The sequence below is a fragment of the Prochlorococcus marinus str. MIT 0919 genome, from assembly GCF_027359375.1.
Classification (GTDB): Bacteria; Cyanobacteriota; Cyanobacteriia; order PCC-6307; family Cyanobiaceae; genus Prochlorococcus_D.
Genome location: NZ_CP114779.1, coordinates 649,447 through 675,016, shown reverse-complemented (window position 1 = coordinate 675,016; position 25,570 = coordinate 649,447). Strand labels below are relative to the sequence as shown.

Below are 25,570 nucleotides of genomic sequence, written 5' to 3'. Positions count from 1 at the left end.
AAAATGGTTGAATAACATTATGGATAGATTCTCTAGGTATAAGGAAATTCTTTCTAATTCTTTATTTTTTAAGTTGGTTTGTGGAGCAGGTTATGAGGATTTAGATAAAGTCAGTAAACTATCTTATGTATATACACTTGCGGGTTGTAAGGGATTTGACTTATCTGCAAACCCTCTTGTTGTAAAAGCTTGTAGACAAGGGATTGACGCAGCTCTTTCTTCTAAGAACCCTTATTTTTCCGATGAGAATGATCCTCCTTTTATAACTGTGAGTGTTGGCATGCCAGGCGATCACCATGTTCGCAAAGCAGTGATTACTAATGATTGCATAAGATGTAATTCATGTATTCCAGCGTGCCCGACTAATGCAATTCCATCATCTTTAGAGGTTTATGACCATTTATGCATTGGTTGCGGTAACTGTGAATCAGCATGCCCTCCATCTGTTGAAGCAGTTCACTATCGATATGATTCTAAAAAGATTGAACAAGTCTTACCTTTATGTATAGAAGCAGGTGCAGAAAGTATAGAGCTACATGCATCAATAGCAGATGATATTACTACAATTAAAGAATGGAAGACAGTATGTAATTGTTTGCCTAATGGAATGCTATCGATGTGTTTAGATCGTACACATATGACAAATAACCATTTAATGGAAAGGATAAAATTAGCCAAGGATATAGCTGATGATAGACTTATCATCCAAGCCGATGGTGTTGCTATGGGTGGAAATAAGGATGATTTTAATACGACATTACAGGCTGTATCAATAGCAGATATAATCAATAAGGAATTAATATTAAAAGATAAAAGATTCAAAGACTTGCCATTACTTATCTCAGGAGGAACCAATAGCTTAACAGGTCAATTAGCTCGACAATGTGGCGTATCATTTTCTGGCATAAGTATAGGCACACATGCAAGGAAAATTGTTAAAACTGAACTTGATTTAATTACATTAAGAGAGACTAACATGCATTTAAATGAGGCAGTTATGAATGCATATAATTTAATTGAAAATAATCTAAGACCTTCTCGACTTATACCCTCATTCAATAAATAATGTATACCAATCTTATACGTTTTAATTATTAACTTCTCTCACAAATCTACTTAATGAAAATATTAAGAAGTAAATTCCCTTCCTCATTCTCATTTGATGATGCTAATACTCTATTTAATATTTTATCAAGAATAAGAGATATAGGTAATTTTGCTAGAAAGAATATATATCATAAGTCCCCAATATATTTACTTTCGTTTATGACGGATAGAGATGTTTATTTTCTTGACACAACTAATTTAGATACTATTTTTTTATTAGGATTTTACAATAAGTTATTAGGCAAAGATTTATTATCTTCGCTTTCAAATAAACAAAAGATAGCTTATTCAATTGGTATTTTCTTTTCGCAAGGTCAATTGCCATCTGCTTATTATCTTAAGTATATTTTTATTAGCATATTAAAGTTTTTGATTCATTTATTGATTTCAATTCTAGATTTTGTATTTATATTTATATATGCCTTATTTTACATTGGAATTTTACGGAACTATATAAAACGAAAAGCTAATAATAAAACTATTCTTTTTGAGGAGCTTTACACTATATTTTATTGGAGGAAAAAAAAGTATAAATCAATTAAATACTATTATCCAGACTATGACAAGGAAACTTCCAGGGCCACTTTAGTAACCTCATTTTTTCAATACCGCTTTAATATCCTAGGCTTTTTGGCTATCAATACTTATGACGATGTTCACACGTCTTTGGACTTTATTTCTCCATTACAAATATTTTCTACTTTAATAGATCTAGCAAGGCTATACTTATTTGAGCTTACTTGCTCCCCCAAGTTTACTTATGGAACAATAGTAAGCATAATAAATTCTTATAAATATATTAACCAGCGATTTATAGCATTATTGAATTATAAAATATCTGCAGATATTTTAAAAGTATCAAACTTACAAAATATTTTCCTTTGGCATGAGAATCAACTAAGTCATAAATCCTTATCTTTAGGCCTTTATAAGAACATAACTAAGATCAATCCTTGCGTTAAAGTCTATACATATTATGGATCAATATTTTCCAAGAACGCATTACCACAATTTGTACCTACTAACTTTGAACTAGCCATGGGTTTATGGTGCAATAACAATTTTATGCATCAAGATATCAATTCCGCTTCTGAAATGAAAAGTCTATTTTCAAGCAAGAAATATAAAATTAGTGTTGTACGTGATTCTTTGAATAGAACTGATATAACTTATAATAAAAAAAGTTATTTAGATAGTATTACTTCAGGTAGAGATTTTACAATATTTTCTCACAATGATCATAATGAAATCTATATTATCTTATTAAGGATATATAAAAATCGCTCTACTTATCATCTTTACGAAGAAATTTTGTCTGTAAGCAATCTCTTTGTCCGATTGCATCCTACTGTAAATCGAGTGGAGGCAATAAATCAATTTTATAGATTTTATCATGAATACAATATAAAAATACCAAGAATTACCTTTATTGATAAAGCAGGAGAGACAATATTTGAATCAATTAAATTAAGTAGAAATTGTATTTTTGGAAATTCTTCATATGTAAACTCAGCTATTTCCCTTGGATCAAATGTAATTGCTATAAGGACATCCTATTTACACAATCCCCAGATTCAAGCTATTAATATTAATAGTGTTAACCTTAAGGTTTTATAAACCTAATTAGTACAATTAATCAGAACCACTTTGCTTTATACATAGTATTCTTTATTTTCATTGCTAATATAGTTAAAATTGGAATATAAGAGAATAATACATAAAACAAATTTCTCGCATTACTATAACTAAAAGTAATGTCTTTGAAAAAATTATTATATTGCTTTTTAATGTACATTCTTTTACTAGCATGAACGAGCTTCTCCAATTCATAAATAGCACGATCCACTTTACTAAAATACTTGCTCTCCTTATTATTCTTTATCCATAATAACTTCTCGGCATTAAATAATTGAGGTTTTGTATACCCTTCACTTCCTTCATGTATCCGCCAACAAGCTAATACTTTCGGGCAGTAGGCGATTCCACACCTTGTTGATAATCTTGTAATTAGATCGAAATCTGATATATGACTGTAATTTTCATCAAATGATTTTTCTAATTCTCTTATATATTTTACCCTCAACATGACTGTCTCAAGCGATATATGATAGTTCGTTATCAATTTAGAACAACTATCTTTCATCACAATATCTTTGGGATATAGATTTTCCTTATTCTTATAGCTAAAAAACTCACTATTAGAATAACATATCCCAACCCTTTCATTTTCGAAAAAATGTAATTGCTCACTTAATTTATTCTTCCTCCAAGTATCATCTACATCTAATACGCAGAGGAATTCGCCTTTTATTTTATTGAATGCGTCTTGTCTTGCTTTACCCAAATTTGTTTTATTCAATGAATGGAAGTACCTTATCCTTTCGTCTTTATATTGCATAATTATTGCCCTAGAATTATCGATTGAATTATTGTCCCAGAATATAACCTCCCAATGTTTGTAACTTTGCCTAAGAACACTTTCTATCGCTTCCTCTAAATACTTTTCGCCATTAAGGCAGTTCATTAAAATGCTAACTAATGGTTTATTAAGCATATTCCTTATACCAATTAATAACTTTGTTTAGATTTTTATTCATCTCATTAGTTGGTTCCCATTTAAGTAGACTTTTGGCTTTTATTATATTTGGATATAAAGCCATGCTTTCAGACTCCCTATAAGGAACTTCTCCAAAACAAGGTTTTCCTGAACCGATTATATTTACTACACTATTAGTTAATGTTTTAATACTAACAGGCTCCCCAGAGCCTATATTTATAACTTGTCCGTAGGCCTTATTATTATCAAAGCATTTTAATATTGCATTGCACACATCACCTACATAGCAATAATCTCTTAATTGACCCCCTTCTGTTACACCAAAAGTGTTTGACGCTAAACAATTACTTATTAAATAAGGTAAAAAACGATTTGTTTCTTGGTTTTCACCAAATACTATAAAAGGACGTAAAACTATAATAGGGATTTTATATAGTCTAAACATTTGCTGTAGGAAATGAGTGGCTGTCAACTTGCCTAGCGAATATGGTGATATAGGACATTCTCTAACATCTTCACTGATTGGGGATTGGAGGTTACCATACTCATCACTTGAGCCAAGGTGAACAAATGTTCTTAAATTAACTAACCTACTTAAATCTATCAATTTCATTGGGATATTATAATGATCTTTAAATACTGACTTACCCCCATCTTTAAAACTTGTATGATCTACGTATCCAGAACAGTTGATTATATATTCTACAGATTCAATCTTCTTTTCTATATCTTTAGTAATTTCTTTTCTAATATTATGTTCTATATAATGAGCTTTTTTGACAGCTCGAATTTTATTCGGCTTTGTTCTTGAAATACTTATTACATCATACCCACAATCTATTAGCACCTTTACAAGATGTGAGCCAATGAAGCCAGAGCCTCCAGTAATTAGAACTTTTGCCTTAGCTACCATGGTTGCCTGCCTGATTTGACAAGATCATCAAGTGTATCTTTATCCCTTTTGGTATCTACACAATGCCAATAACCTTCATGCAGATAGGCCATTAATTGAGAATCACTTGCTGCTTTCTCTAGAGGTTCTTTCTCTAGTATTGTTTGGTCATTTGATATGTAATCTAGAAATTCCGGTTCTATTACAAAGTATCCGCCATTAATCCAACCTTCCATAAGCTGAGGTTTCTCCCTAAAGCTTGATACACTATTATCTTTGGAAATCTTTAGTTCTCCAAATCTAGCTGTAGGTCTAACAGCGGTTACAGTTATTAATTTACCATGTTTCTTGTGATAATTTAAAACATTATTTATATTTAAATCTGTAACAGCATCACCATAGGTTAGAAGAAATGTTTCATCTTTTATATACTCTTTAAGTCGCAGCAGTCTTCCTCCTGTCATAGTATCTTTCCCTGTGTCAATTAAACTAACAGACCAATTTGGAGAATGTCTTTGATATGGTTTTATACTTCCATTTCTTAAGTCAACTTTGAAGTCAGAGTTTAATATTTGATATTTATAAAAATAATCTTTTACAACTTCAGCTTTATAACCTAAAGCTAGATAAAAATCATTTAAACCAAATTTTGAATATATATTCATGATATGTTCAATTATTGGTTTATCACCTATCCTCAACATTGGCTTTGGTATTATGGATGTGTATTCCGATAACCTTGTACCAAATCCACCAGCAAGAATTACTACTTTCATTTTTCCACCTCTAAGAAATTCAAGAAGGATAACGGCTGGCGTTCTACTTCATTAGGGTCATGAAGAACGTTAGCTATATTAAGTATATAGCTATCTTTTTTTGAAAGGCCTCTGAATCCAAACCATATTCCAGGAGGTACAGTAAGTAAATAGTATTCTTTTTCTCCTATAACAGTATTTAAAATTAATTTCAAATCTTTATCGTAAAGTATAAACTGTACAGATCCAACTGGAGCAACAATGTTCATAGTCATATTTAAATGTCTTTTCCATGCTTTTGTTCTACCTTGCTCAATTACTGAGAAATAGGCTTCTTTGAACCCCTTGTATTGTTTATCAGTTGACTTTAATATATGTAGCACATCCCCACCTTCTACAGCTATTCTCCTCAATTGCACTCTGGATACATTCTGCTTTTCTAAATCCATTGATTACCTACCTCTCTTGATAAGTTTGTGTATGAATTGATTTGATGAAGACAGAGGTTATAAGGTTCTGTTTCTTGAGATTTTGAATAAAAATCATAATACCAAGAACCTGTATATTCTATTGTTGAACTAAAGTCAAGAGTAGGCATCCAGCCTAACTGTGCATGTGCTTTGTCGCAATTAAGTTTTAAAAGTCCTGATTCGTGCTCCTTTGAATTATTATTATTACCGATTAATTCCCATCTTTGTTCTGGCCATACTATAGAAAGCTTCTTTACTAGTTCAATTACTGAATAGTTATTGCTTGAACTTGGACCAAAATTAAAAGATTCCCCATTAAGCTCTTTTTGTTTAGATAATTCCTGTGCTAAGCACAAGTAACCACTCAGGGGTTCAAGAACATGTTGCCATGGTCTTGTTGAATGTGGTGCTCGGATTGAAACTATGTTATTCCTTGTCCAAGATCTAATACAGTCTGGGACAATTCTATCTTTAGCCCAGTCTCCCCCTCCTATAACATTGCCAGCCCTTGCTGATGCAATTAGGACATTACTATCTTCTTTGTTGAAATATGAACTATAGAAGGATTTAAACGCAATTTCTGCTGAGCCTTTTGAAGAACTATATGGATCAGAACCACCTAGCTTGTCTGTTTCTCTATAGCCCCAAACCCATTCTCTATTGTCATAGCATTTATCACTAGTAATTATGATAGCGATGCATCTATTGTTTATAAGCCTAAGTGTATTTAGAATATTTACTGTACCCAAAACATTAGTATGCCAAGTCTCTACTGGATCTATGTATGACTGCTTGACTAATGGCTGGGCAGCAAGGTGAAATAAATAATCAGGTTTGACATGATCTATTAATTTAATTAATTTATCTTGGTCTTTAACATTTATCCTATTATCGCTAATCCTACTTTCAATTAATGCTTCTTTAAATAGAGATGGATTAGTAGGTGGTTCTAGAGCTATACCATGTACTTCTGCACCAAGAGATAAAAGCCATATAGAAAGCCATGAACCCTTAAAGCCAGTATGACCAGTAATAACAACTTTTTTATCTTTAAATGTGTCCAGTAGATTCATCTTTTAATGATATCATAAGGATATTATATAGATAGTTCTAACTAAAGGACTATTGTGATTGAATAATGCCTCAAAACTTTTTTATAAATTATCTGTCTTGTTTTTTTTGACTGCCTAAATTATTTCCTTGAAAAATGACCGTAAAGCAAAATTCACTCTATTTTAAAAAAGGTAGGTTTGGATTACTATGGTTATTAAATCAGTTTCAGAGCTTTAAAGAAAATACAGTTACGCTTGTTCCTGAGTTTATTTGTAATTCTCTAACAGATGCTTTAACGAAAGCTAATATAAGGATTGCATATTATAAGGTCGACTATAAATTTTCTCCTTGCCAGAAATCTATTTTAGAATTGTTAGATAACTCTATTAAAATAGAAAGCATTTTGTATGTAAACTATTTTGGTATTCCGGCAGAAATCGATTTCCTAAAGTCTATTTGTCAAGAAAACAATATTATTTTAATAGAGGATAATAGCCATGGCTTTGGAGGAGAATCTAATGATATCCATTTAGGAGAGATTGGAGATATAAGTTTTAGTTCCCCTAAGAAATTATATGGAAATGCCATAGGAGGAGTTGCTACAATAAACTCTTTAGAACTTATATCAAAATACAGAAATAAATCAGAATTAATTTCATTGGATTATAAGATGATCCCATTAACTAGTAATTACTATTATGATAATACTATCTATAGGCTTTTACGTAACAAATTTAGAATATATAAATTAAGTTATTCTGATCAAGAAAGTCCATTTTCATTTAGGGAAAAGCAAATAAAAAATTTTTCTATAACTCCTTTAGAAGATAACTTCTCTCAGTTTATAAACTGGGATAATATATTTAAATCAAGAGCAAGAGCATGGAAAATGGCTGAAAGTTTATGCTCAGAACTAAATTTAAAACCTATATATGATATTGAAATTAATAAATTGTGCCCTTGGGCTTTTCCTGCAAGATGTTTAAGTATGGAGCACCGTAATAAAATAATCCTCCATTGTTATGAGAACTCTTTAGCAGCTTTTAGTTGGCCTTGCCTTCCAGATATCCAAATAGATAAATCTGAGAATGCATTAAGAAATTGGAAAGAACTAATATGTATACCTTTAAATAAAGTAAGTACAATATCTATGGAAAGGATGCTCAGAAACTCCTGGTAAAAATTTTAACCATTTATTATTAGCCTTGTTACTCTGGAAAAATATTTTATCAAAAGCCAATATATTTTTAAGTAAAACAGTTGAATATCTTTAAAGCATAAGTCTAATGCTATATATTCCCTATTAGGGGAATAATTGATCGTATGAGGACCGAAACAGCATCTTTCTGAGGACCTATCTATTACTTTTATCACAGTTTCTTCTTGATCAATATGGCGACGTTTTTCTTGAAAAAGCCATACTCCATCTCCATAACTATCTCGGTGCATTTGCATGGGTAAGTAATCTTTATTTTGATAAACCAACTCACCACCTGCGGATCTCATTGTTTTACCTTTTATTTCTTGAATGCAATCCGACAATATGATTCTTTTTTTTAATTTAAATTTCAAGTCTGCTCTATGATTGTCAGCAAAGAATACAAGTTGTTCTCTATTTTGAGATTCTAGACAGCTGCATCTAAGCTCTAAGCCATCTTTCTCTTCTTTTATAATTGGATCTATAATTCTGTACTTCTTATCTTCTGAGCTAAAATCCGTAGATACTTTTTTTAATTTAAGTGATAATAAGTCCTCAACTAAGTATATACAAACTCCTTTAATGTTGTGGCATTCAAAGGTTAAGTACGTATTACCATTATATTTAAATGAACGTGGAAATGAATAATGCAAAGAATTATCTAAATCTAACTTAAAGTATCTTTCTGTTGAAAGATCATATTTGAAGATACAACCATTGCCATTTCCCCTAGCTATACTTTCAAAAAGTATTATTTTTTCAGAAATAAAATAAGGGTCAGCAGCAATAATATATGGGCCGGGAGCCTTCTTGATATGAATTAATGAGGCACCTTTTATGCTTGATAGGGTTATATTCTTCTGAGAAAATAACCTCCAAAATATATCTGTGTTGATTATATATATATTCCATATGTCTAACTTTATATTTTTAAATTTGTCTTTTATTTTTCGTATAAATATTTTCATTATCTATATACTCTAGGTTTTTTAGAATTTATTTGAATACCCTCTAATGAAAATAGTATTTCTCTGATAATTCTTAATAGTGTACTATTGCTCTTAATTAAATTTACAAACTTTTTTTGGATTAGTATAAGGTAACCTTTGATTGTAGATATTCTTATATAGTCATTTAAAATATTTTTTTCACCACTCCAATTATATTTATAAGATTCATTTCCGAGTGTAAAATCTATTTGCTTTATGTTATTCTTAAAACTGAATCTTATCAAATACTCAAGCAGAAGTCTGCCAGGTGAATATTTTATATAGGATGTATTCATATAAGCGGGATATAAATAATATAGCTTGTCTTTATATCTAAGAGACCAGCAAGCAGCTAGTAATTGCCCATCCAATTTAATTCCAATCAGATCAGAAGCAATATTTGATCCATTTCCTAAATTGTAAAAAGAATTATAATAATTATCATTAATGAAAATTTTACTTGAAAAAGGTATTCTCATTTTCCTTACTTTCTCTTCCAAGCATATCGATATCTCATTGAATATTTTAATGTATTCGTCTCGATTTCTATAATGAACATACTCAATATTACCTATTTCATTTAATCTTCTAGTAAATCTACGGTTATCTTTGATCATCTTTTTTGAGACATTTTTCATCAGTTCATCTATATCTTTATAAGTCTTAGTGCAAACACTTTTAGACTGACCAATTTTTATTCCACGTAATTCAATGAGATTTAATTCTTCTTTCCTATTTATATTAGCTTTAGGATACCTTTCTATTAAAAAACAATCATGACTAGATATGCTTTCGAGAAGTTTTTCCCAGACTGCTTTTCTCTTTAAATTATTATATCGATTAGTTATAATTGGCATATTATATTCCGATAGTCGATCTCCCGCAAATTTATAAACAACATTAGTCATATGCTTTCTAAGCTCTAAAGCAAATAATGCAACAGGTACTTTTTCATCTTCGTACACTACATAAATTTCTATATTTAGAGAATTAATTCTATTATGATTAAACTCAAGCCATTTTTCAAACCAACTGTAACTCTGAAAAACAGAACAAGAGGATTCTTCTTCTAGTTCTAACCACTCACTTTTAAGTTGATGATTGAGTTTAGTATATAGCTTTGATGTTAATTTATTCATGTAATTAAACTTCGGTGTAAGCTAGATGATCTTGTTTAGAATATTCTTACCACTTATAATATTTAAACAATTTTTACACGCTTTAACCCTACATTCTATAAGGGATTCGCTGCTATAATATGCAGTATGAGGATTTACAATAATACGTCCTTGAAAATCACTATCAGCTAGCCAGGAGTTATAAAGTAAGTCCTCTTTCCTTGGAGGCTCCATTGTCCAGACATCTGTACCGTAGCCTTCTAAGTGTCTATTTTTCAAAGCTTTATATATTATTTCACTATCTTCTATTATCCCACCTCTTGATACGTTAATAAGGTAAGAACCTTTTTTCATATTAGATATGAAATTAGTATTCACCATTCCTACGGTATCTTTATTTAATGGAGTATGTATAGATACAATATCCGATGATTCTAATAGAGTATTCTTATCAAAGCATCTATTTATGCCTAATATTTTCTCTACTCCCGAAGGTAGTAAAGGGTCATAAAACTGTATGTTTCTTGAAAATGACTGAAACTTCCTTGCTACAGATGCCCCAATTCTGCCTAGCCCAATTATGCCTAGTGTCATCTGGTTTAGTCTCTTTATAGGGAGATCTATTTTTTCACCCCTCCATAAACTTTCACTCTCCTTGGCTAATACCTGAAAAGAATTTATCTTTCTTACCAGGTTAAGTATCATTGAAATGGCAGTATCTGAAACTTCGTCTATTCCGTAGTCTGGTGTATTTACAACAAGTATCTTCCTTCTCATGCATTCTTCTATGTCTATATTGTCGTACCCAACGCCATATCTTACCAACGCTCTAATATTCGAATACCTAGAGAGAAACTCTTTATTTATTCCCTTAGTCCAAACCAGAGCAATCGTTGTATTTTCGGACAACACGTTTGAAAAATAACTCCCTAGTATTTCCTTTTCTATTGAAAATTCCCTTAAATAATCTGTTACTGCTACACTATCTTTTAACATAAGAATTTAAATTTGATTACTTAGAACATTTTTTCTTCAATTATATAATGTTTTACCTAGCATGCTAATGAAATCTAACTAAGATGCGAACTTTAACTTTATAAGCTGATAATCTCATAAAATACCTAAACTATCATTCAAGCTTAAATTAATTTGCAATGCATCACCAGAAACGAGTTATTTTAGTTACTGGAGCCGCAGGATTTATTGGAGCAGCATTGATAGAGAGACTTTTGGGAACTTGTGAACAACTGATTGGTATAGACAATATAAATTCATACTATGACATATCTTTGAAGCAAGCCCGGCTCCGCCAGATCGAGCAAAATTTAATAAACTCTAATTCTCGTTGGTCCTTTTACAAGGCTTCAATTGATGATAGAGCAGCATTGCAAGAAATTTTCGAAAGGCATTCCCCAAATATTGTTATCAACCTCGCCGCTCAGGCAGGTGTTCGCTATTCAATAGAGAACCCCTCTGCTTATGTCCAAAGTAATTTAATAGGTTTTTTTAATATTCTTGATCTCTGCAAGGAATTTTCTGTAGAGAATTTAATTTATGCTTCCAGCAGTTCAGTTTATGGAGGTAATAGAAATCTTCCATTCGAGGAAACGCAAGCTGTAAATCATCCTATTAGTTTTTATGCCGCTACAAAGAAAGCTAATGAATTAATGGCAAATACTTATAGCCATTTATATCAGATCCCTGCTACAGGATTAAGATTTTTCACGGTATATGGCCCTTGGGGTAGGCCGGATATGGCTCCCATGATTTTTGCTAAATCTATTTTGGCTGGTAAGCCAATTAATATTTTTAATTTTGGCGAAATGCTTCGAGACTTCACTTTTATAGATGATATAACTGAGGCAATTTTGCTTTGCTCATACAAACCTGCTACATCAGATCCAAATTTTGACTCTATAAATCCAGACCCTGCAACATCTTTTGCTCCACATCGTATTTTCAATATTGGCAATAGCAAGCCAGTGCAACTTTTAAGGTTTATAGAATTGCTTGAGAATTCTTTAGAAAAAAAAGCAATTAAGAATTTGCGACCGATTCAGCCTGGAGATGTTGTCGCAACAGCTGCTAATACTCAAAGGCTAGAGGAATGGGTCGGATTCTCCCCTAAGACATCAATAGAAAAAGGTGTTTCACTTTTTATAAAATGGTATCGAGACTTTTATAAAATCTGAATATGTATATTTAATAATGTTCTTTGAGGGCTATTCCTTCTACTTTTCTAAAAGCTATTTTTCACATTCATCATGACTACAATATTAGTTACAGGAGGCTCGGGTTTCATAGGTAGTCATACATGCTTGATATTACTTGATAGTGGTCATGAATTAATAGTATTAGATTCTTATATAAATAGTTCACCAATTGCATTAGAAAGAGTTTCTATTTTAAATAATAATTTAGACTCTATAACTATAATTCAAGGTGATATAAGAGATGCTGAATTACTTTCAAGTATTTTCCTTAGCGCAATATCTAACGGTAAGCCTATTCAAGCAGTAATTCATTTTGCTGGTTTAAAATCAGTAGCTGAATCTGTGAATGAACCTATGCTTTATTGGGATGTAAATGTTGCTGGTGCAATAAACTTATTTCAAACAATGGATGAATTTAATTGCAGGACTATTGTTTTTAGTAGCAGTGCAACAATTTATGGATCTTCAGTAAATGAATTGCTTACTGAAGAATCTGAACTAAAACCTATTAATCCTTATGGCCAAACCAAACTTGTTGTAGAGGAAATATTAAACTCTTTATATGAAAATGTTTTAAATAATTGGCGAATTGCTTGTCTTCGTTATTTTAATCCAGTTGGCGCACACCCTTCCGGTAAGATAGGAGAGCATCCTTTGGAGAAGCCAAATAATTTATTTCCTTATATAAGTCAAGTTGCTGTTGGCTTACGCGATTCATTAACTATTTTTGGTAATGATTGGCCTACTATTGATGGCACTGGTGTACGTGATTATATCCACGTAATGGACTTAGCCGAAGCACATTCTGCAGCTTTGCAGTACTTGTTAGGAGAAAATCGTAGCCTAATTAAATTGAATATTGGTACTGGCAAAGGTACCAGTGTCCTCGAACTTGTTAAGACTTTTGAAGCTGTGAATAAATGTCAAATCCCATATGTTTTTTCTAACCGAAGACTGGGAGATGTACCATTTGCTGTTGCAAATAATCAGTTGGCTCTTAAATATTTAGATTGGAAGCCAAAAAGGACTTTGGAAGATATTTGTAGAGATGGATGGCAATGGCAAAAGCTAAATCCTTCTGGGTATAGTAGATAGCAGTTTGACAAACCTTAAATTACTTTATATAACTTAAGCTCCAGACTGTTTTTATAGTTAATTAATTAGTCGCTGAGGATTCAAATTCCATTTGTTGGATAGATAACTATTATTTTATTAGAGTATGTTGAATCAACTTTCCTAGATTAAGCTTGAACGCTCCGTGCAGGATTCGAACCTGCGACCCACTGCTTAGAAGGCAGTTGCTCTATCCAGCTGAGCTAACGGAGCACGTTTTCAATATTAATCGTTCGAAAGGTGGCAAACTATGTGTGGTTCATTTTTAAATTAATTAATTTGGCTAGAAAGCTTTCCGAAAATCAAAAAACGGAGATCGTTAAGGGAGCCCTTTTAGGTAAGGCTTTTATAGACCTCGCTAAAGAATATGGTTGCACACCAAGCACAATAACAAGAACAGTAAAATTAGTTTTGTCAGATGATCAGTATGCACAACTAAAGCGGGCTAGATCGAGAGGACAGTTAATAAAACAAGATGTCTCTTCTTTCCCTGAGGTACTTCATCAAAATTCTACGAACTCTAGTCATGAAAATACTGAGAATGAATTGACTGAAAATGATGAATTCTTAGAAGATTCAACATGGGGAAATGTCAGTGAAGATACTAATGCCCCTGATTTAGAGGAAGCCTCTACTCAAGATTCATTTACAGAATTCGTTCCTTTAATACCTGATCTTGGATGGGAAGAGCAAAAAGAGGTGGCTGTGAAACCTTTTAAGGTGGATCTTTTGCCAGAAACGATCTATATGCTCGTTGATAAAAAAGTTGAATTAGATTCAAAGCCCTTAAAGGATTTCTCACAATGGAGTTTCCTCCCTGAAAAGGATCAAAATCGCTTGGCGATTCTTCTCTTTTCGAATCAGCGATCAGCTAAAAGAAGTTGTTCTCGTAATCAAAGAGTTTTAAAGATACAAAATCGTGATGTGTTTAGGATCTCATGCCCATTTTTAGTTTCCAAAGGAATTACTAGGCTTGTAATTGACGATTGTTTAATAGCACTTGACTTGCAAGAAGAAGGTGAACCTATTTAGATTTGTCTTCTCCTGAGAAAGTTAATATCCCTGCACTGCACCCTCCACTTATAAGCCCTATAGGAACAGATAGACCTAATAGGAAACCTGTAGGGTAAGGAGGAGTTGAGGAAAAGCCTAGATTGAGTTCATGCCTTTCCTTGAGATTTTGTGCTCCTAAACAAAGTGCAAAAAGTATTAAACCAGCATTTGTAAAAGTGAATATCAGAAGAAGAGATTTTTTTAGCATCTAATTACTGAATTGCTTAACAATATTATTGTGACTGCATGTTGTCTAAATCACTAGAAGTATTAGGCATTTCGTGCAAAATTGTATACAGAAATTTCTTAGGAAGCCCAGTCTCTTTAGAAACTTCTTTTGCTGCATAGCTTGCGCTAGCCCCTTTTTTTATAAGTGAATTCATTCTCTTGAGCAGTTGAGAATTATCGACAGCTTTTTTGTCATCTGTTTTGGGGGTGAGACCTCCAAGGATAATTGTAAATTCTCCCTTGGGCTTGATCTGTTGAAAATGCTTTAGGACATCTCCAATATTCGAACCAATCTGTTCTTCATGCTTTTTGGTTAGTTCTCTAGCGACTTGCAAAGGTCGCTCACTCCCACAGAGTTCTAAGAGCTCTTGTAAAAGTCTTAGCAACCTATGCGGAGACTCATATATAACAGTTGTCCTTTCTTCGCTAGTAATAGAAAGGAGAGCTTTCTCCCGATCTTTTCTTTTTAGTGGGAGAAAACCTTCAAAGCAAAATCTATTTGAAGGTAAGCCGCTGCTGGCGAGAGCTGTTGTAGCGGCGCATGGGCCTGGAATGCAAAAGACTTTATAACCTTCGATTTTGGCTGCATTAACAAGTTCTTCTCCTGGGTCGCTTATGCCTGGAAGGCCAGCGTCGCTAATTAAACCAATACTGCTGCCTTCTTCTAAAAAACCAAGTAGTTTTGGGATCCTGCTTTTCGTATTGTGCTTATGAAAGCTAATAAGATTATTTTTAATACTTAGTTTCTTTAAAAGTTGACCACTATAACGAGTGTCCTCGCAGGCAATCAGAGAGACTTTCTGAAGTATTGCTTGTGCTCTTGGTGATAGATCACCAAGATTTCCTATTGGTGTTCCAATTACGTACAAACTTTTTGCTATTGGTTCGGTTTTTTCAATCAAAGTCTTTTTCTAGAAATCCATGAGTTCCCCTAATTTTGTTCTTCCTAATGGAATAAAACTTGAAAACCTTTTAGAAAGTCTTAGATATTTAAGTTGGGGAGCTGCTGATATTTTGATGGCTTATGGTAGAGGCGAAAAGCCTCCATTTGGTTTTCCTGAACATCTGTCTGTTGATGATAAGGGTGATGGACCAGTCTCTTCTGCTGATTTGGCTGTTAATTCTTGGTTGATAGAAGGACTGAAGGCTAATTTCCCTGGTGCTGATTGGATTGTTTTAAGCGAGGAAAATGTAAAAGGTCAATCTGGAGATAACTTTTCTGAAAATAATAACTGGATGTGGGTATTAGATCCTTTGGATGGTACTAAGGATTTTCTTAATGGGACAGGAGAATATGCTGTACATATAGCTCTCTTAAAGAACCTTTCTCCAAAAATAGGAGTTGTTTTGATACCTGAATCAGAAGAACTTTGGTTTGGAATAATTGGTAAGGGCTCTTGGTGTGAAAATCGTTTAGGTGAGAAAAAACTAGCTAATTTCAGCCATCGCAATGAGCTTTGCCAAATGATTCTTTTAGCAAGTAAAACTCATAGGGATAAAAGGCTCTCAAGCTTGATTGAAAAACTTTCTCCTGGAGAAACAAAAGGAGTGGGAAGTGTTGGATGCAAAATTGCAACTATCCTAAGAGGGGATGCTGATTTCTATATTTCTCTCTCAGGTAAAACCTCTCCTAAGGATTGGGATATGGCAGCTCCAGAGGCAGTTTTAAAAGCAGCTGGAGGTAAATTCACCCAAGCAAATGGTCAACCACTTGTATATGGGAAGGAAGGCTTTAATCAAAGTGGGTGTTTAGTTGCTAGCCATGGAGTTAGGCATGATTTTCTTAGCAATCTTATTACTCAAGCACTAAGTATGATTGATAGTTAGATAGAGATTTAATTAATAAAAATCAGATGTTAATTTAATGGTGCAACAGGTGTAGGTGTAGGTTGTGGGTAATTCATCTCATTGCCTTGAGATACTCCCCTTAAAGTTAAATTAATGCGACCTCTATTATCTATTTCTCTAACTCTTACTGTTACTTCATCTCCTACTTTTACGACATCTTCAACTTTCTCAACACGTGCTTCAGATAGTTGAGAAATATGAATCATACCTTCTTTCCCTGGGAGAATTTCTACAAACGCTCCTATAGGAATAATTCGGGTTATTGAGCCGGTAAAGATCTCACCTTCATGAACTTTTCTTGTTAGACCCTCAATGATCTTCTGAGCTTCTTCTGCTGCTACTCCATCATGAGAGGCAATAGTAACTATTCCTCCATCTTCTATATCTATTTTTGTATTTGTTCTTTCAGTTATTCCTTTAATTGTCCTGCCTCCAGGTCCAATTACTGTGCCAATTAGTTCTGGATCAATCCTGAAGCTTAAAAGCCTAGGAGCATGTGGGGATAACGAATCACGAGGTTTGTCGATTGTCTCATTCATTTTTTCAAGAATATGGGTTCTTGCCGGCTTCGCTTGATTTATTGCTTCAGCTATGGTTTTAATTTCTAGACCAGTGATTTTCATATCCATTTGGAGAGCAGTGATGCCCTTTTCTGTTCCAGCTACTTTGAAATCCATGTCACCAAGGAAGTCTTCTATACCTTGAATATCTGTAAGAATTCTTACCTCTTTACCTTCTTTGATTAAGCCCATAGCAGCTCCGCTTACAGGCGCTTTTAATGGGACTCCAGCGTCTAGGAGGGCAATAGTACTTCCACATACTGAGCCCATTGAAGTTGAGCCATTAGAACTTAGGACTTCGCTTACAACTCTAAGTACATAAGGGAAAGATTCTTTGGGTGGTAATACAGGGAATAAAGCTCTTTCGGCAAGAGCACCGTGACCTACTTCTCTACGGCCAGGTGTTCTCATTGGCCTTGTCTCGCCTACAGAATAAGGAGGGAAGTTGTAGTGATGGATATAAGTTTTATCAGAACTAGGATTTAGATCATCCATTTCTTGTGCATCGCTTGGAGTACCTAAGGTTGCAGTTGACAGAACTTGTGTAAGCCCCCTTTGGAACAAGCCAGAACCATGAACTCTTTTTGGCAGTACTCCTGCTGCACAATCGATTTGTCTGACTTCATCTAAAGCTCTTCCATCTACTCTTTTTCCATCTTTAATTATTTGCTCGCGCATAAGCTTTTTCGTTAAACTTTTAAAGCTATTGGATAGTAATTTTGGAGTGGATGAAATAACTTTTTTAACTGCATTATCTTCTTTTAAAGACTCGATTTTTTCGGCCAAGTTTGTTTTAATTTCTTCAAGTTTTGTGTCTCTTTCTTCTTTTGTAAGTTCAAATTTTTTAAGCAACTCTCCAATAGGCTTTCTACAATTCTTTTCTAAATAAGCAGGAATTGTGTCATCTATCTCTTGTTCAAGAGGTTTTTTGTGTTCAATACCACTTTCTTTAAGTATCGATTGCTGCGCTTTGATTAGTTCAGACACAGCCTCATAGCCAAAATCTATTGCTTCTATAACATCTTGTTCGGATAATTGATTTGCTCCTGCTTCGACCATTACAACACCGTCAGGTGTGCCTGCTACCACTAGATCAAGGTCGCCACGCTCAATTTCTCTATAGCTTGGATTTAATACAAAATCGTCTCCTAGCAAGCCAACTCTTACTGCTGCCATTGGACCATAGAATGGTATTTCCGCTAGAAGAGTTGCCATTGATGAGGCAGTTACAGCAAGAACATCTGCTGGCACCCGTTCATCTAAAGAAAGACAGGTTGCGACAACTTGAATATCATCCCTCATCCAATTTGGGAAAAGAGGTCTTAATGGTCGGTCAATTAAACGAGAAATTAAGGTCGCTCGCTCAGGTGGGCGTCCTTCTCTTCGCATGAAGCTTCCAGGTATCCTTCCTGCGGCGTAAAGCCTTTCTTCGTAGTCACAAATGAGAGGTAAAAAGTCTGCTCCTTCCCTGCCTGGGGACTGAGTTGCTGTAACTAAGACTGCGGTATCGCCGCATTCAATTAGTACTGAACCACCTGCTTGAGGGGCATATCTTCCTGTAGTTAGCCGTATTTCCCGACCATCAAAGGAGACCGTTGTTGTCTGACCTTGCACGTTTGCTTATGTCTTTATTATCTACTGACATTGTTGCACTTGATAGGGACTTATTCATTAGAAAAGTTCATATGCTAGCTATTGGGATTGCTAATAAGAAAGCCTTTAATTGGTGAGATCGCCCTTGATCACTTGTTTTTATGCTATGAGAATGCCCTTTAAGAGATAATTTAAATTTTGCTTTTTTGTGGTTACCAACTTGATTTAACGACTCCAGGTAGTTCACCTTTATGTGCTCTTTGTCTTAATTGGTTACGGCAAAGACCAAAATCACGATATACCCCTCTTGGCTTCCCAGTGGCCCAGCAACGGTTCCTCATTCTTGATGGGGCACTATTTCTTGGTAAAGCCTGAATTTTTCTGTGAATTTCTAAGCGCTCCATTGGGTCCTTCGCTGAATGGAACTGATCAAGTAATCTCTTCCTCTTCGCTGAATAACGCTCAACTAGTTTTTTGCGTTTCACATCTCGAGCAATCATCGATTTTTTTGCCATGAAAAATCTTAGTCATCAATATGTTTAAGACTTTACTCCTTCATCTTCTTTATAGCGAGACCAAATATGTGTTATCGATTACTAGCTAGCTCTCTAAATATTGCTAATTGACTAGTATCTCGAATAATAAGAATGATACTCAGGCCCACCAAAAGAAAGAAACCAGACTGCATAAAAGCAAGTTGTATCTTATCTGGAATAGGTTTACCTCTAATTCCTTCAATGACAATTAAGGCAAACTGTCCTCCGTCAAGAATTGGTAAAGGTAAAGAATTTAAAACGGCAAGATTGATTGATATTAATGCAGCGAAAAACATAATCCCAGGTAAACCTTGTTCTGAAAACTGTGCACCAATTTCAACAATTTTTACTGGACCACTAATTTGTTTAGAGGTTGAAGCGAAATCGGTTATAAGACCTTGATAGCCTTTTACAGTTTTTACTAATAAATCCATAAACTGAGCATTAGATTGACTTATGACCTCATTAACACCCTTTGCAGGGCTTCTTGTAGCGCTAATATTTTGTTGTAATTGAGCTCCTATTTTTCCGCTACCAAGATGTTCTGAAGGTGTAATAGTTAAAGTTTTCTTAACACCATTACTTACACTCTCTAATTTTATTAACTGTCCTGGTGATTGTTGAACTTTTTCAACTAATTTCTGAACAGCTTCTTTACCAAAGCCAAGGTCATAACCATTTACACTTAAAACTTGATCTCCCACTTTTAACCCAGCAATGTCTGCAGCTTCTTTCTCTTGAACACCCATTATTAGAACACCCGGATCAGGTTGATTAGGGAGTCCCCATACACTTATTTGACTAAATAATACAAGCCATGCAATTAAAAGGTTCGCTAAAACACCAGCAGAAATGACAAATAATCTTTGATTAATAGGTCTATTGCGAAGAAGGTTTGGGTCTTCTAATGAAATGTTTGATGATTCATCATCGTCAGGGAATGAAACAAAACCACCAAGAGGGAAAGCCCTGATTGAATAAACAATACCTTGGGACTCTTTTTTTAATATTGCTGGTCCAAAACCAATGGAAAATCCACTTACGCGTATTCCTTGTGATCTGGCAGCAAGAAAGTGACCTGCTTCATGAAAAAAAATCAACAGAGCTAGTACACCAATTGATGCTATGACATTGAAAAACGACATTAACTACTTGCCTTTAGGTTTTATTTGGCTCTTGCCAAAGTAAGGAACTAGAGCTTTTGGGAGATTGACTGTCCCATCTGAATTCTGCCCATTTTCAAGAAGAGCTGCCATGGTCCTACCAATTGCAAGACCACTTGCATTTAAGGTATGTACAAGCATGCTTTTTTTACCTTCCTTTGTCCGAATAGATGACCTTCTTGCTTGGAAATCATTACATACACTAGAGCTTGAAATTTCTCTATATGAATTAGCTCCTGGCAGCCAAACTTCTAAATCAAAAGTACGAGATGCTGAAAACCCAAGGTCCCCAGAGCACAGATCTAAAACTCTATAAGGAAGTTCAAGTGCTTTTAGAACCGCTTCTGCGTCTTCAGTTATTTTTTCATGAGCTTTTTTTGAATGTGCTGGATGAACAAACCAGTAAAGCTCAACTTTGTTGAATTGGTGAAGTCTAATGAGTCCTCGAGAATCTTTCCCATAACTCCCTGCTTCGCGCCTGAAGCATGGACTGTAAGCGACGTATCGAAGAGGAAGTTGGTTGGCAGGAATTATCTCTCCTCTATGAAGTGAAGTTAAAGGAACTTCAGCTGTAGGTGTTAGCCAAAGATCATCATCTATACAACGAAAGCTTTCCTCAGAGAACTTTGGAAGTTGTCCCGAAGCTGTCAAGCTAGCAGTGTTAACTAAAACAGGAGGGAGTACTTCTGTGTACCCTTTTTTTGTATGCATATCAAGCATGAAGTTAATTAAAGATCGTTCTAAACGTGCTCCTTCATTGAAAAGGGTTACAAACCTACTTTTCGCTATCCTGACGGATTTTTCAGTATCTAATAGGCCTAATTTATCTGCTATTTCCCAATGTTGTTTATAATTTTTACCTTTTTTTGGATCTCCCCATGATCTGATTTCAATATTGTCATTTTCGTCTTTTCCAGTTGGACATTCTTTATCAGGAATATTAGGAAAAGTAAGAATTTCTTGTTTAATTTCTTCAAAAATGGCCTTTTCTATTTCTTCTATTTCATTTACTTCTTTTTTTATTTTGTTTCCATTCTCCCGCAAGGATTTGATCTCTATGGAACTAGGTTCGCACCCATTGTTTATTTTCCTACCTACTTCTTTGCCAATTTCATTGCTTTTGGCTTGAAGTTGATTTCTTTGAAGCTCCAGATTTTTAAGCTTTTCGCTTTTTAGCTTCAAATTAATTAAGTCAACATTAATTCCACGGCTTTTTAAACCCTCTGCAATGAGGTTGGGATTTTCCCTGATAAGACGCTGATCTAGCACTATTTTTTTAAATAATCTTAATTGATGCTGGTCTGGCTCGACCACTAGCTGCCCATTCTTTTAGAAAGTCAAGTTGCTCTTTTGCTGTTCTTGAAAGAGGGACTAGTTGAGAGGATGCAAGGATGAGGTCTGTTTCTAAAACTTCTCTTCTTTCAGTAAAAGCAAAATGCATAGCTTCAATTACGGCTTGTTCTAATTCTGCCCCTGAAAAACCTTCTGTCCTATCAACCACTGATTCGAGCGGAATGGATAACTTTGGTCTTCGTTGGGCAATATGCAGTTTAAGAATGCTCATCCTTTCAAGACTGCTTGGCAAGTCAAGCAAAAATATTTCGTCGAATCGTCCTTTCCTAAGAAGCTCTCCAGGTAGGCGATCAACACCATTTGCTGTTGCAACCACAAAAACAGGAGATTCTTTCTCAGCCATCCAAGTGAGAACATTTGCTAAGACTCTTTGGCTAGTGCCTCCATCACTTCTTGCATCTCCTCCAAACCCTTTGTCAATTTCATCAATCCATAAGACACAAGGAGCCATCGCTTCTGCCCGTTGAATAGTTTCCCTTGTTCTAGCTTCACTAGCACCTACCAGGCCTGCAAAAAGTCTACCCACATCTAGTCTCAGTAGAGGCATTGACCAGCTATGAGCAATTGCTTTGGCTGTTAAAGATTTTCCCGTCCCTTGCGGACCTATTAGAAGAACACCTCTTGGTAAGGGTAATCCAAACTTTCGTGCTTCATCTGAGAATGCAGCATGTCTTTGGTCTAGCCATTTTTTCAATGCATCTAAACCACCAATATCAGATGGAGTGGCTGAGGTTTCGCAATATTCAAGAACTTCACTTCTTGCTATGGCTTGACGTTTTTCTGCTAAGACCTCTACGAGGTCTTCTTTCCCTAAGCGACCCCGCTGGGCTAGAGCCCTAGCAGCTACTTGGCGAACTCTTATTTCGCTTAAGCCACTGCAGGCATGTGTTAGTTCTTCTAAAACATCTTCCGATAGGAATGAGTCACTTGCTTTAGCAATGTTGCTAAGTAGTATTTTTATTTCATCTTCTTTTGGCAATGGTAGATCTAAAATAGTTATGGATTCTTCAAGTTCATTAGGAGGATTCCAATCCACAGCAGAAAGAACAAGAGTATGTGTTTTCTTACGTAAATCACTAGATAAATTCCTTAGCATTCTGGAAATACCAGCATCTTCTGAAAAGCGATGAAAATCTTTAGCAAGAAGAATTGTTGGAGATGAATCATCTAATGTTTGCAACCATTGGAGTATGGCCATTGGTTGACGTGCACCTAAGCCTTCTGAGTTAAGAATTCCTTTTAAGCCTTCGATATAATCCCATGTTGCAATACGTCTATTATTGAGTCTTTTTGAAGCTTCGTTTATGAGAGACAGAATTCTTTGCTCTTCCCCGCTTCTAATAAATATGAGTGGAGTTCTTGATTTAATTAAAAGATCAAATTGATTATTCCAGTTATGCATAGGTCTCTAAAATGTTGGGAATATAAAATTGATGTTTTTTATGCTTTCAAATTATTAAAGTAAATTATAAGGTGAAATAAAAAGATTTATTTGTTGCTTTTTGGTTCAAAGGGTAAGCGATCTGATTCTCCGAGTGTTGAAGATGGCCCTGCTATCGCAGCTTTGCCTTGTTGATTAACTTGGTCATCAAGTATTTTTTGTAAGTTTGCTGGCAAAGCTTCTTTACTCAATAAGAAAGTTTGCACTGCCTGGAATATATTTGCAATAACCATATATAAGAGAACTCCTGCTGGTAGCGGGAAGAAAAGAAACATACCAGTTATCATTATTGGTGTGATTTTATTTGCAGTTGATTGTTGAGGGTTTGCTGGCATGCCTTGCCCTGAAAGGGCTTGAGATATTAAAAGTGTTAACCCGAAGCCTCCCACAAGAATTGCTATATCCCAATTAATAGCTCCATCAACATAAAAACCTACCTGTCCCAAAGCTTTGATGAATAAGAATCCACTTTTAGCTGCGAGACCAGGAATCTTGCCTTCTATTGTTGCATCTCCAGGATATCTCGCCGAAACTTTTCCTTCAGAGGAAACCTGTACAAGATCATCCCCTTTAGTAACTTTCCAAGTAGGAGTAAATTTGCCTCCATCTTTAAATCTAGATAGTAAATTTGTATATACTTCACCACTTGGAGTTTCTAGCTTTATATCAACTGATTCACCAGCAGCAATTTTATTACCTCCTGGCAACGAAGCCACTACTGGGAAGTGGTCTTTCTCAGTAATGAATATTGAGTGTTTAGGACTTTTAAATGGTTTTGGTTCAATAGTTGCAATTTGTTCTGGTGGAAGAACCTTTATATTTACTAGATAAGGGACATCAGCAAAAGGTGATCCTCTGAGGGTTGCAAACAAAGCAAAGAGAATTGGCATTTGGACTAATAGGGGAAGGCAGCCTGCTAAGGGACTCCCAAATTCACCCATTAGTTTGCTTAATTCTTCCTGCTGTTTTTGAGGGTTACTTGCATAACGAGTTTTAATCTCTGCTTGACGTTTTTGCATTACAGGCTGGGCTATTCGCATTCGCCTGGCACTTCTAATGGAACCAGCACTCAAAGGGAAAAGTGCGAGACGAATAACAATGGTTAACGCGACAATTGCAAGCCCATAGCTTGGGACTAATCCGTAGAAAAAATCCAGGATCGGGATAAGCAGATTGTCAGAGATGTACCCGATCACGATTGTTCAGTATGAATGGAATGGAAAAGTTGGAAGGCTTAATTTGCCTTGCATCAATAAAAGATAATAAGTTCTCTTAGACTTTTTGTGTATTTTAAGAGTATTAAAACCCCACCACCTTATCTGAGGAACTGTTGCTAGATCTTTGGTTCACTTTTTCTTGAATATAACTTGACACCTCTCTGAAATTTGGCATTGATCTCATTTCTAACCTTGCACCATCTTTTGTTACAAGAACCATATCCCCATATGAGCCAAGACCTCGGGGGATAGATCTGACTTCTTCGATTTGGTTATAGGCTATTTGTGTTTTATCTCTTCCAAGCCATCCACCAGTTACAGAAATTCGCTTATCAGTAATTTTAAACCTGAGCCATAAGGCCCTAACGACAGCTCCAAACGTAAAAGGAAGACCAATTAGAGTAACCCCTGCTAAAAGATTAAATATGAGGTCCTCTTTTGCGGGAGGACCTTCGTAAAAAACTTTTTCAGAGGTGCTAAGCATTTTTCAATTCAGCCTTATGAAGTAACTGGTCGACTTCTTCTAGCAAATTCTTAGACCTTTTGTCTAAGGCATTAGGTCTTAGACTTATGAGTATCCAATGGTTTTGCAAGGTTGCTGACTTTAGCAATCTTAATTTTAAGTGCTCATGGAAGAGACGACGAAGTCGATTTCTTATTACAGCCTTCTTGCTTACTTTATTACTGATTGAAATTGCACAGCGGCATGTATTGATATTTTTTTTTTGAAATGACTTTTCTCTGATTAAATGAGAATTTGAAACAGCTACTTTTATTAGCATTGATGTGCTGTTGTACTTAATACCAGTTTTATGAATATATTCAAAACTCTTGTAACCCTTTATTCGCATTGATCTTGGAAGAACCATTCGCTTTAAAGAAAGTTTCTTAATAATTGATTTTGATAGAAATTATTTGTTTTTATACAGCAATTTGGGCTCTGCCTTTTTTCCTTCTTGCTCTGATTACTCTTCTGCCAGTATAAGTTCTCATCCTAACACGAAATCCTGACACTCTTTTCCTTTTTCTGCTGGTTCCACCAAGTGTTCTTTTAGTCATTGTGAGATAGTCCTTAAAAAGGATTAATTACTTGATTATTTAGTTAATTTATCA

General features: G+C 34.7%; 26 protein-coding genes and 1 tRNA gene. 7 read left to right on the top strand and 20 right to left on the bottom strand.

What is annotated here, in order from left to right; genetic code table 11:
- The first annotated feature begins 19 nt into the window (after positions 1 to 19).
- Positions 20 to 1,066, top strand: a complete 1,047-nt coding sequence (locus O5635_RS03745) for a 4Fe-4S dicluster domain-containing protein (protein ID WP_052042928.1) — start codon at positions 20 to 22, stop codon at positions 1,064 to 1,066.
- Between the two features lie 53 nt (positions 1,067 to 1,119).
- Entirely contained in the window at positions 1,120 to 2,724 is a 1,605-nt protein-coding gene (locus tag O5635_RS03740) for a hypothetical protein (protein ID WP_036902421.1), read from the top strand.
- Between the two features lie 19 nt (positions 2,725 to 2,743).
- On the opposite strand, the gene O5635_RS03735 is transcribed toward O5635_RS03740, so the two are convergent.
- Genes O5635_RS03735 through rfbG form a run of 5 tightly spaced genes read right to left on the bottom strand, consistent with a single transcriptional unit; the run spans position 2,744 to position 6,854 of the window.
- Complete coding sequence (locus O5635_RS03735) at positions 2,744 to 3,661, bottom strand: glycosyltransferase family 2 protein (protein WP_052042929.1); 918 nt, start codon at positions 3,659 to 3,661, stop codon at positions 2,744 to 2,746.
- On the bottom strand, positions 3,654 to 4,577 hold the full coding sequence (locus O5635_RS03730; RefSeq protein WP_036902424.1) for an NAD-dependent epimerase/dehydratase family protein: 924 nt from the start codon (positions 4,575 to 4,577) through the stop codon (positions 3,654 to 3,656). The genes O5635_RS03735 and O5635_RS03730 overlap by 8 nt, the downstream gene beginning before the upstream one ends.
- The gene (gene rfbF / locus O5635_RS03725) at positions 4,571 to 5,332 is read right to left on the bottom strand and encodes a glucose-1-phosphate cytidylyltransferase (RefSeq protein ID WP_036902426.1); all 762 of its coding nucleotides are present in this window, start codon (positions 5,330 to 5,332) and stop codon (positions 4,571 to 4,573) included. Before rfbF ends, O5635_RS03730 begins: the two co-directional genes overlap by 7 nt.
- Complete coding sequence (locus O5635_RS03720; RefSeq protein ID WP_052042932.1) at positions 5,329 to 5,760, bottom strand: WxcM-like domain-containing protein; 432 nt, start codon at positions 5,758 to 5,760, stop codon at positions 5,329 to 5,331. Before O5635_RS03720 ends, rfbF begins: the two co-directional genes overlap by 4 nt.
- Entirely contained in the window at positions 5,751 to 6,854 is a 1,104-nt protein-coding gene (gene rfbG / locus O5635_RS03715) for a CDP-glucose 4,6-dehydratase (RefSeq protein ID WP_269608001.1), read from the bottom strand. The genes O5635_RS03720 and rfbG overlap by 10 nt, the downstream gene beginning before the upstream one ends.
- Before the next feature lie 134 nt (positions 6,855 to 6,988).
- On the opposite strand from rfbG, the gene O5635_RS03710 reads away from it, so the two are divergent.
- Positions 6,989 to 8,014, top strand: coding sequence for a DegT/DnrJ/EryC1/StrS family aminotransferase (locus O5635_RS03710; protein WP_036902430.1), 1,026 nt, complete (start codon positions 6,989 to 6,991; stop codon positions 8,012 to 8,014).
- Between the two features lie 5 nt (positions 8,015 to 8,019).
- Here O5635_RS03710 and O5635_RS03705 read toward each other — a convergent pair whose 3' ends face one another.
- From O5635_RS03705 to O5635_RS03695, 3 genes are read right to left on the bottom strand one after another with little or no spacing between them, the layout of a single operon-like run.
- A complete protein-coding gene (locus tag O5635_RS03705) occupies positions 8,020 to 9,000 on the bottom strand; it encodes a hypothetical protein (protein WP_036902432.1) in 981 nt (326 codons plus the stop codon).
- Positions 9,000 to 10,160 carry a GNAT family N-acetyltransferase gene (locus O5635_RS03700; protein ID WP_036902433.1) on the bottom strand — a complete coding sequence of 387 codons (1,161 nt, stop codon included), beginning with the start codon at positions 10,158 to 10,160 and terminating at the stop codon, positions 9,000 to 9,002. Before O5635_RS03700 ends, O5635_RS03705 begins: the two co-directional genes overlap by 1 nt.
- Before the next feature lie 21 nt (positions 10,161 to 10,181).
- On the bottom strand, positions 10,182 to 11,135 hold the full coding sequence (locus O5635_RS03695) for an NAD(P)-dependent oxidoreductase (protein ID WP_036902436.1): 954 nt from the start codon (positions 11,133 to 11,135) through the stop codon (positions 10,182 to 10,184).
- 158 nt (positions 11,136 to 11,293) lie between these two features.
- On the opposite strand from O5635_RS03695, the gene O5635_RS03690 reads away from it, so the two are divergent.
- Together O5635_RS03690 and galE are read left to right on the top strand one after the other, a co-directional pair.
- Positions 11,294 to 12,331: an NAD-dependent epimerase gene (locus O5635_RS03690; RefSeq protein ID WP_036902438.1), complete on the top strand. Its 1,038-nt coding sequence runs from the start codon at positions 11,294 to 11,296 to the stop codon at positions 12,329 to 12,331.
- A gap of 72 nt (positions 12,332 to 12,403) precedes the next feature.
- Positions 12,404 to 13,447, top strand: coding sequence for a UDP-glucose 4-epimerase GalE (gene galE, locus O5635_RS03685; protein WP_036902439.1), 1,044 nt, complete (start codon positions 12,404 to 12,406; stop codon positions 13,445 to 13,447).
- Between the two features lie 157 nt (positions 13,448 to 13,604).
- Here galE and O5635_RS03680 read toward each other — a convergent pair.
- Positions 13,605 to 13,678: transfer RNA gene (locus O5635_RS03680), tRNA-Arg, on the bottom strand.
- Between the two features lie 27 nt (positions 13,679 to 13,705).
- On the opposite strand from O5635_RS03680, the gene O5635_RS03675 reads away from it, so the two are divergent.
- Positions 13,706 to 14,497 carry a hypothetical protein gene (locus tag O5635_RS03675; RefSeq protein WP_036903572.1) on the top strand — a complete coding sequence of 264 codons (792 nt, stop codon included), beginning with the start codon at positions 13,706 to 13,708 and terminating at the stop codon, positions 14,495 to 14,497.
- Here the strand turns inward: O5635_RS03675 and O5635_RS03670 are convergent.
- Together O5635_RS03670 and rsmI are read right to left on the bottom strand one after the other, a co-directional pair.
- On the bottom strand, positions 14,490 to 14,726 hold the full coding sequence (locus O5635_RS03670; protein ID WP_036902441.1) for a hypothetical protein: 237 nt from the start codon (positions 14,724 to 14,726) through the stop codon (positions 14,490 to 14,492). The two genes, O5635_RS03675 and O5635_RS03670, sit on opposite strands and share 8 nt — an antisense overlap.
- A 25-nt stretch (positions 14,727 to 14,751) precedes the next feature.
- Entirely contained in the window at positions 14,752 to 15,648 is an 897-nt protein-coding gene (gene rsmI, locus O5635_RS03665) for a 16S rRNA (cytidine(1402)-2'-O)-methyltransferase (RefSeq protein ID WP_036902443.1), read from the bottom strand.
- 19 nt (positions 15,649 to 15,667) lie between these two features.
- On the opposite strand from rsmI, the gene O5635_RS03660 reads away from it, so the two are divergent.
- Complete coding sequence (locus O5635_RS03660; RefSeq protein WP_036902445.1) at positions 15,668 to 16,573, top strand: 3'(2'),5'-bisphosphate nucleotidase CysQ family protein; 906 nt, start codon at positions 15,668 to 15,670, stop codon at positions 16,571 to 16,573.
- Between the two features lie 29 nt (positions 16,574 to 16,602).
- Here O5635_RS03660 and O5635_RS03655 read toward each other — a convergent pair whose 3' ends face one another.
- The 9 genes from O5635_RS03655 to rpmH form a co-directional block, all read right to left on the bottom strand.
- Entirely contained in the window at positions 16,603 to 18,768 is a 2,166-nt protein-coding gene (locus tag O5635_RS03655; RefSeq protein ID WP_036902447.1) for a polyribonucleotide nucleotidyltransferase, read from the bottom strand.
- A 191-nt stretch (positions 18,769 to 18,959) separates the two neighbouring features.
- Positions 18,960 to 19,262, bottom strand: coding sequence for a 30S ribosomal protein S14 (rpsN, locus tag O5635_RS03650; RefSeq protein ID WP_036902449.1), 303 nt, complete (start codon positions 19,260 to 19,262; stop codon positions 18,960 to 18,962).
- Between the two features lie 71 nt (positions 19,263 to 19,333).
- Entirely contained in the window at positions 19,334 to 20,428 is a 1,095-nt protein-coding gene (gene rseP / locus O5635_RS03645; RefSeq protein WP_036902450.1) for an RIP metalloprotease RseP, read from the bottom strand.
- A gap of 3 nt (positions 20,429 to 20,431) precedes the next feature.
- Positions 20,432 to 21,715 (bottom strand): serine--tRNA ligase, encoded by a 1,284-nt coding sequence (gene serS / locus O5635_RS03640; RefSeq protein WP_036903575.1) that lies wholly within the window; start codon positions 21,713 to 21,715, stop codon positions 20,432 to 20,434.
- Between the two features lie 7 nt (positions 21,716 to 21,722).
- Positions 21,723 to 23,201 carry an AAA family ATPase gene (locus O5635_RS03635; protein ID WP_036902452.1) on the bottom strand — a complete coding sequence of 493 codons (1,479 nt, stop codon included), beginning with the start codon at positions 23,199 to 23,201 and terminating at the stop codon, positions 21,723 to 21,725.
- Between the two features lie 86 nt (positions 23,202 to 23,287).
- Positions 23,288 to 24,436, bottom strand: a complete 1,149-nt coding sequence (gene yidC / locus O5635_RS03630; protein ID WP_036902456.1) for a membrane protein insertase YidC — start codon at positions 24,434 to 24,436, stop codon at positions 23,288 to 23,290.
- Positions 24,437 to 24,539: 103 nt separating this feature from the next.
- Positions 24,540 to 24,941 (bottom strand): PH domain-containing protein, encoded by a 402-nt coding sequence (locus tag O5635_RS03625; protein WP_036902460.1) that lies wholly within the window; start codon positions 24,939 to 24,941, stop codon positions 24,540 to 24,542.
- Entirely contained in the window at positions 24,934 to 25,326 is a 393-nt protein-coding gene (locus O5635_RS03620; RefSeq protein ID WP_036902462.1) for a ribonuclease P protein component, read from the bottom strand. The genes O5635_RS03625 and O5635_RS03620 overlap by 8 nt, the downstream gene beginning before the upstream one ends.
- Before the next feature lie 52 nt (positions 25,327 to 25,378).
- A complete protein-coding gene (rpmH, locus tag O5635_RS03615; RefSeq protein WP_036902465.1) occupies positions 25,379 to 25,516 on the bottom strand; it encodes a 50S ribosomal protein L34 in 138 nt (45 codons plus the stop codon).
- Positions 25,517 to 25,570 lie beyond the last annotated feature (54 nt).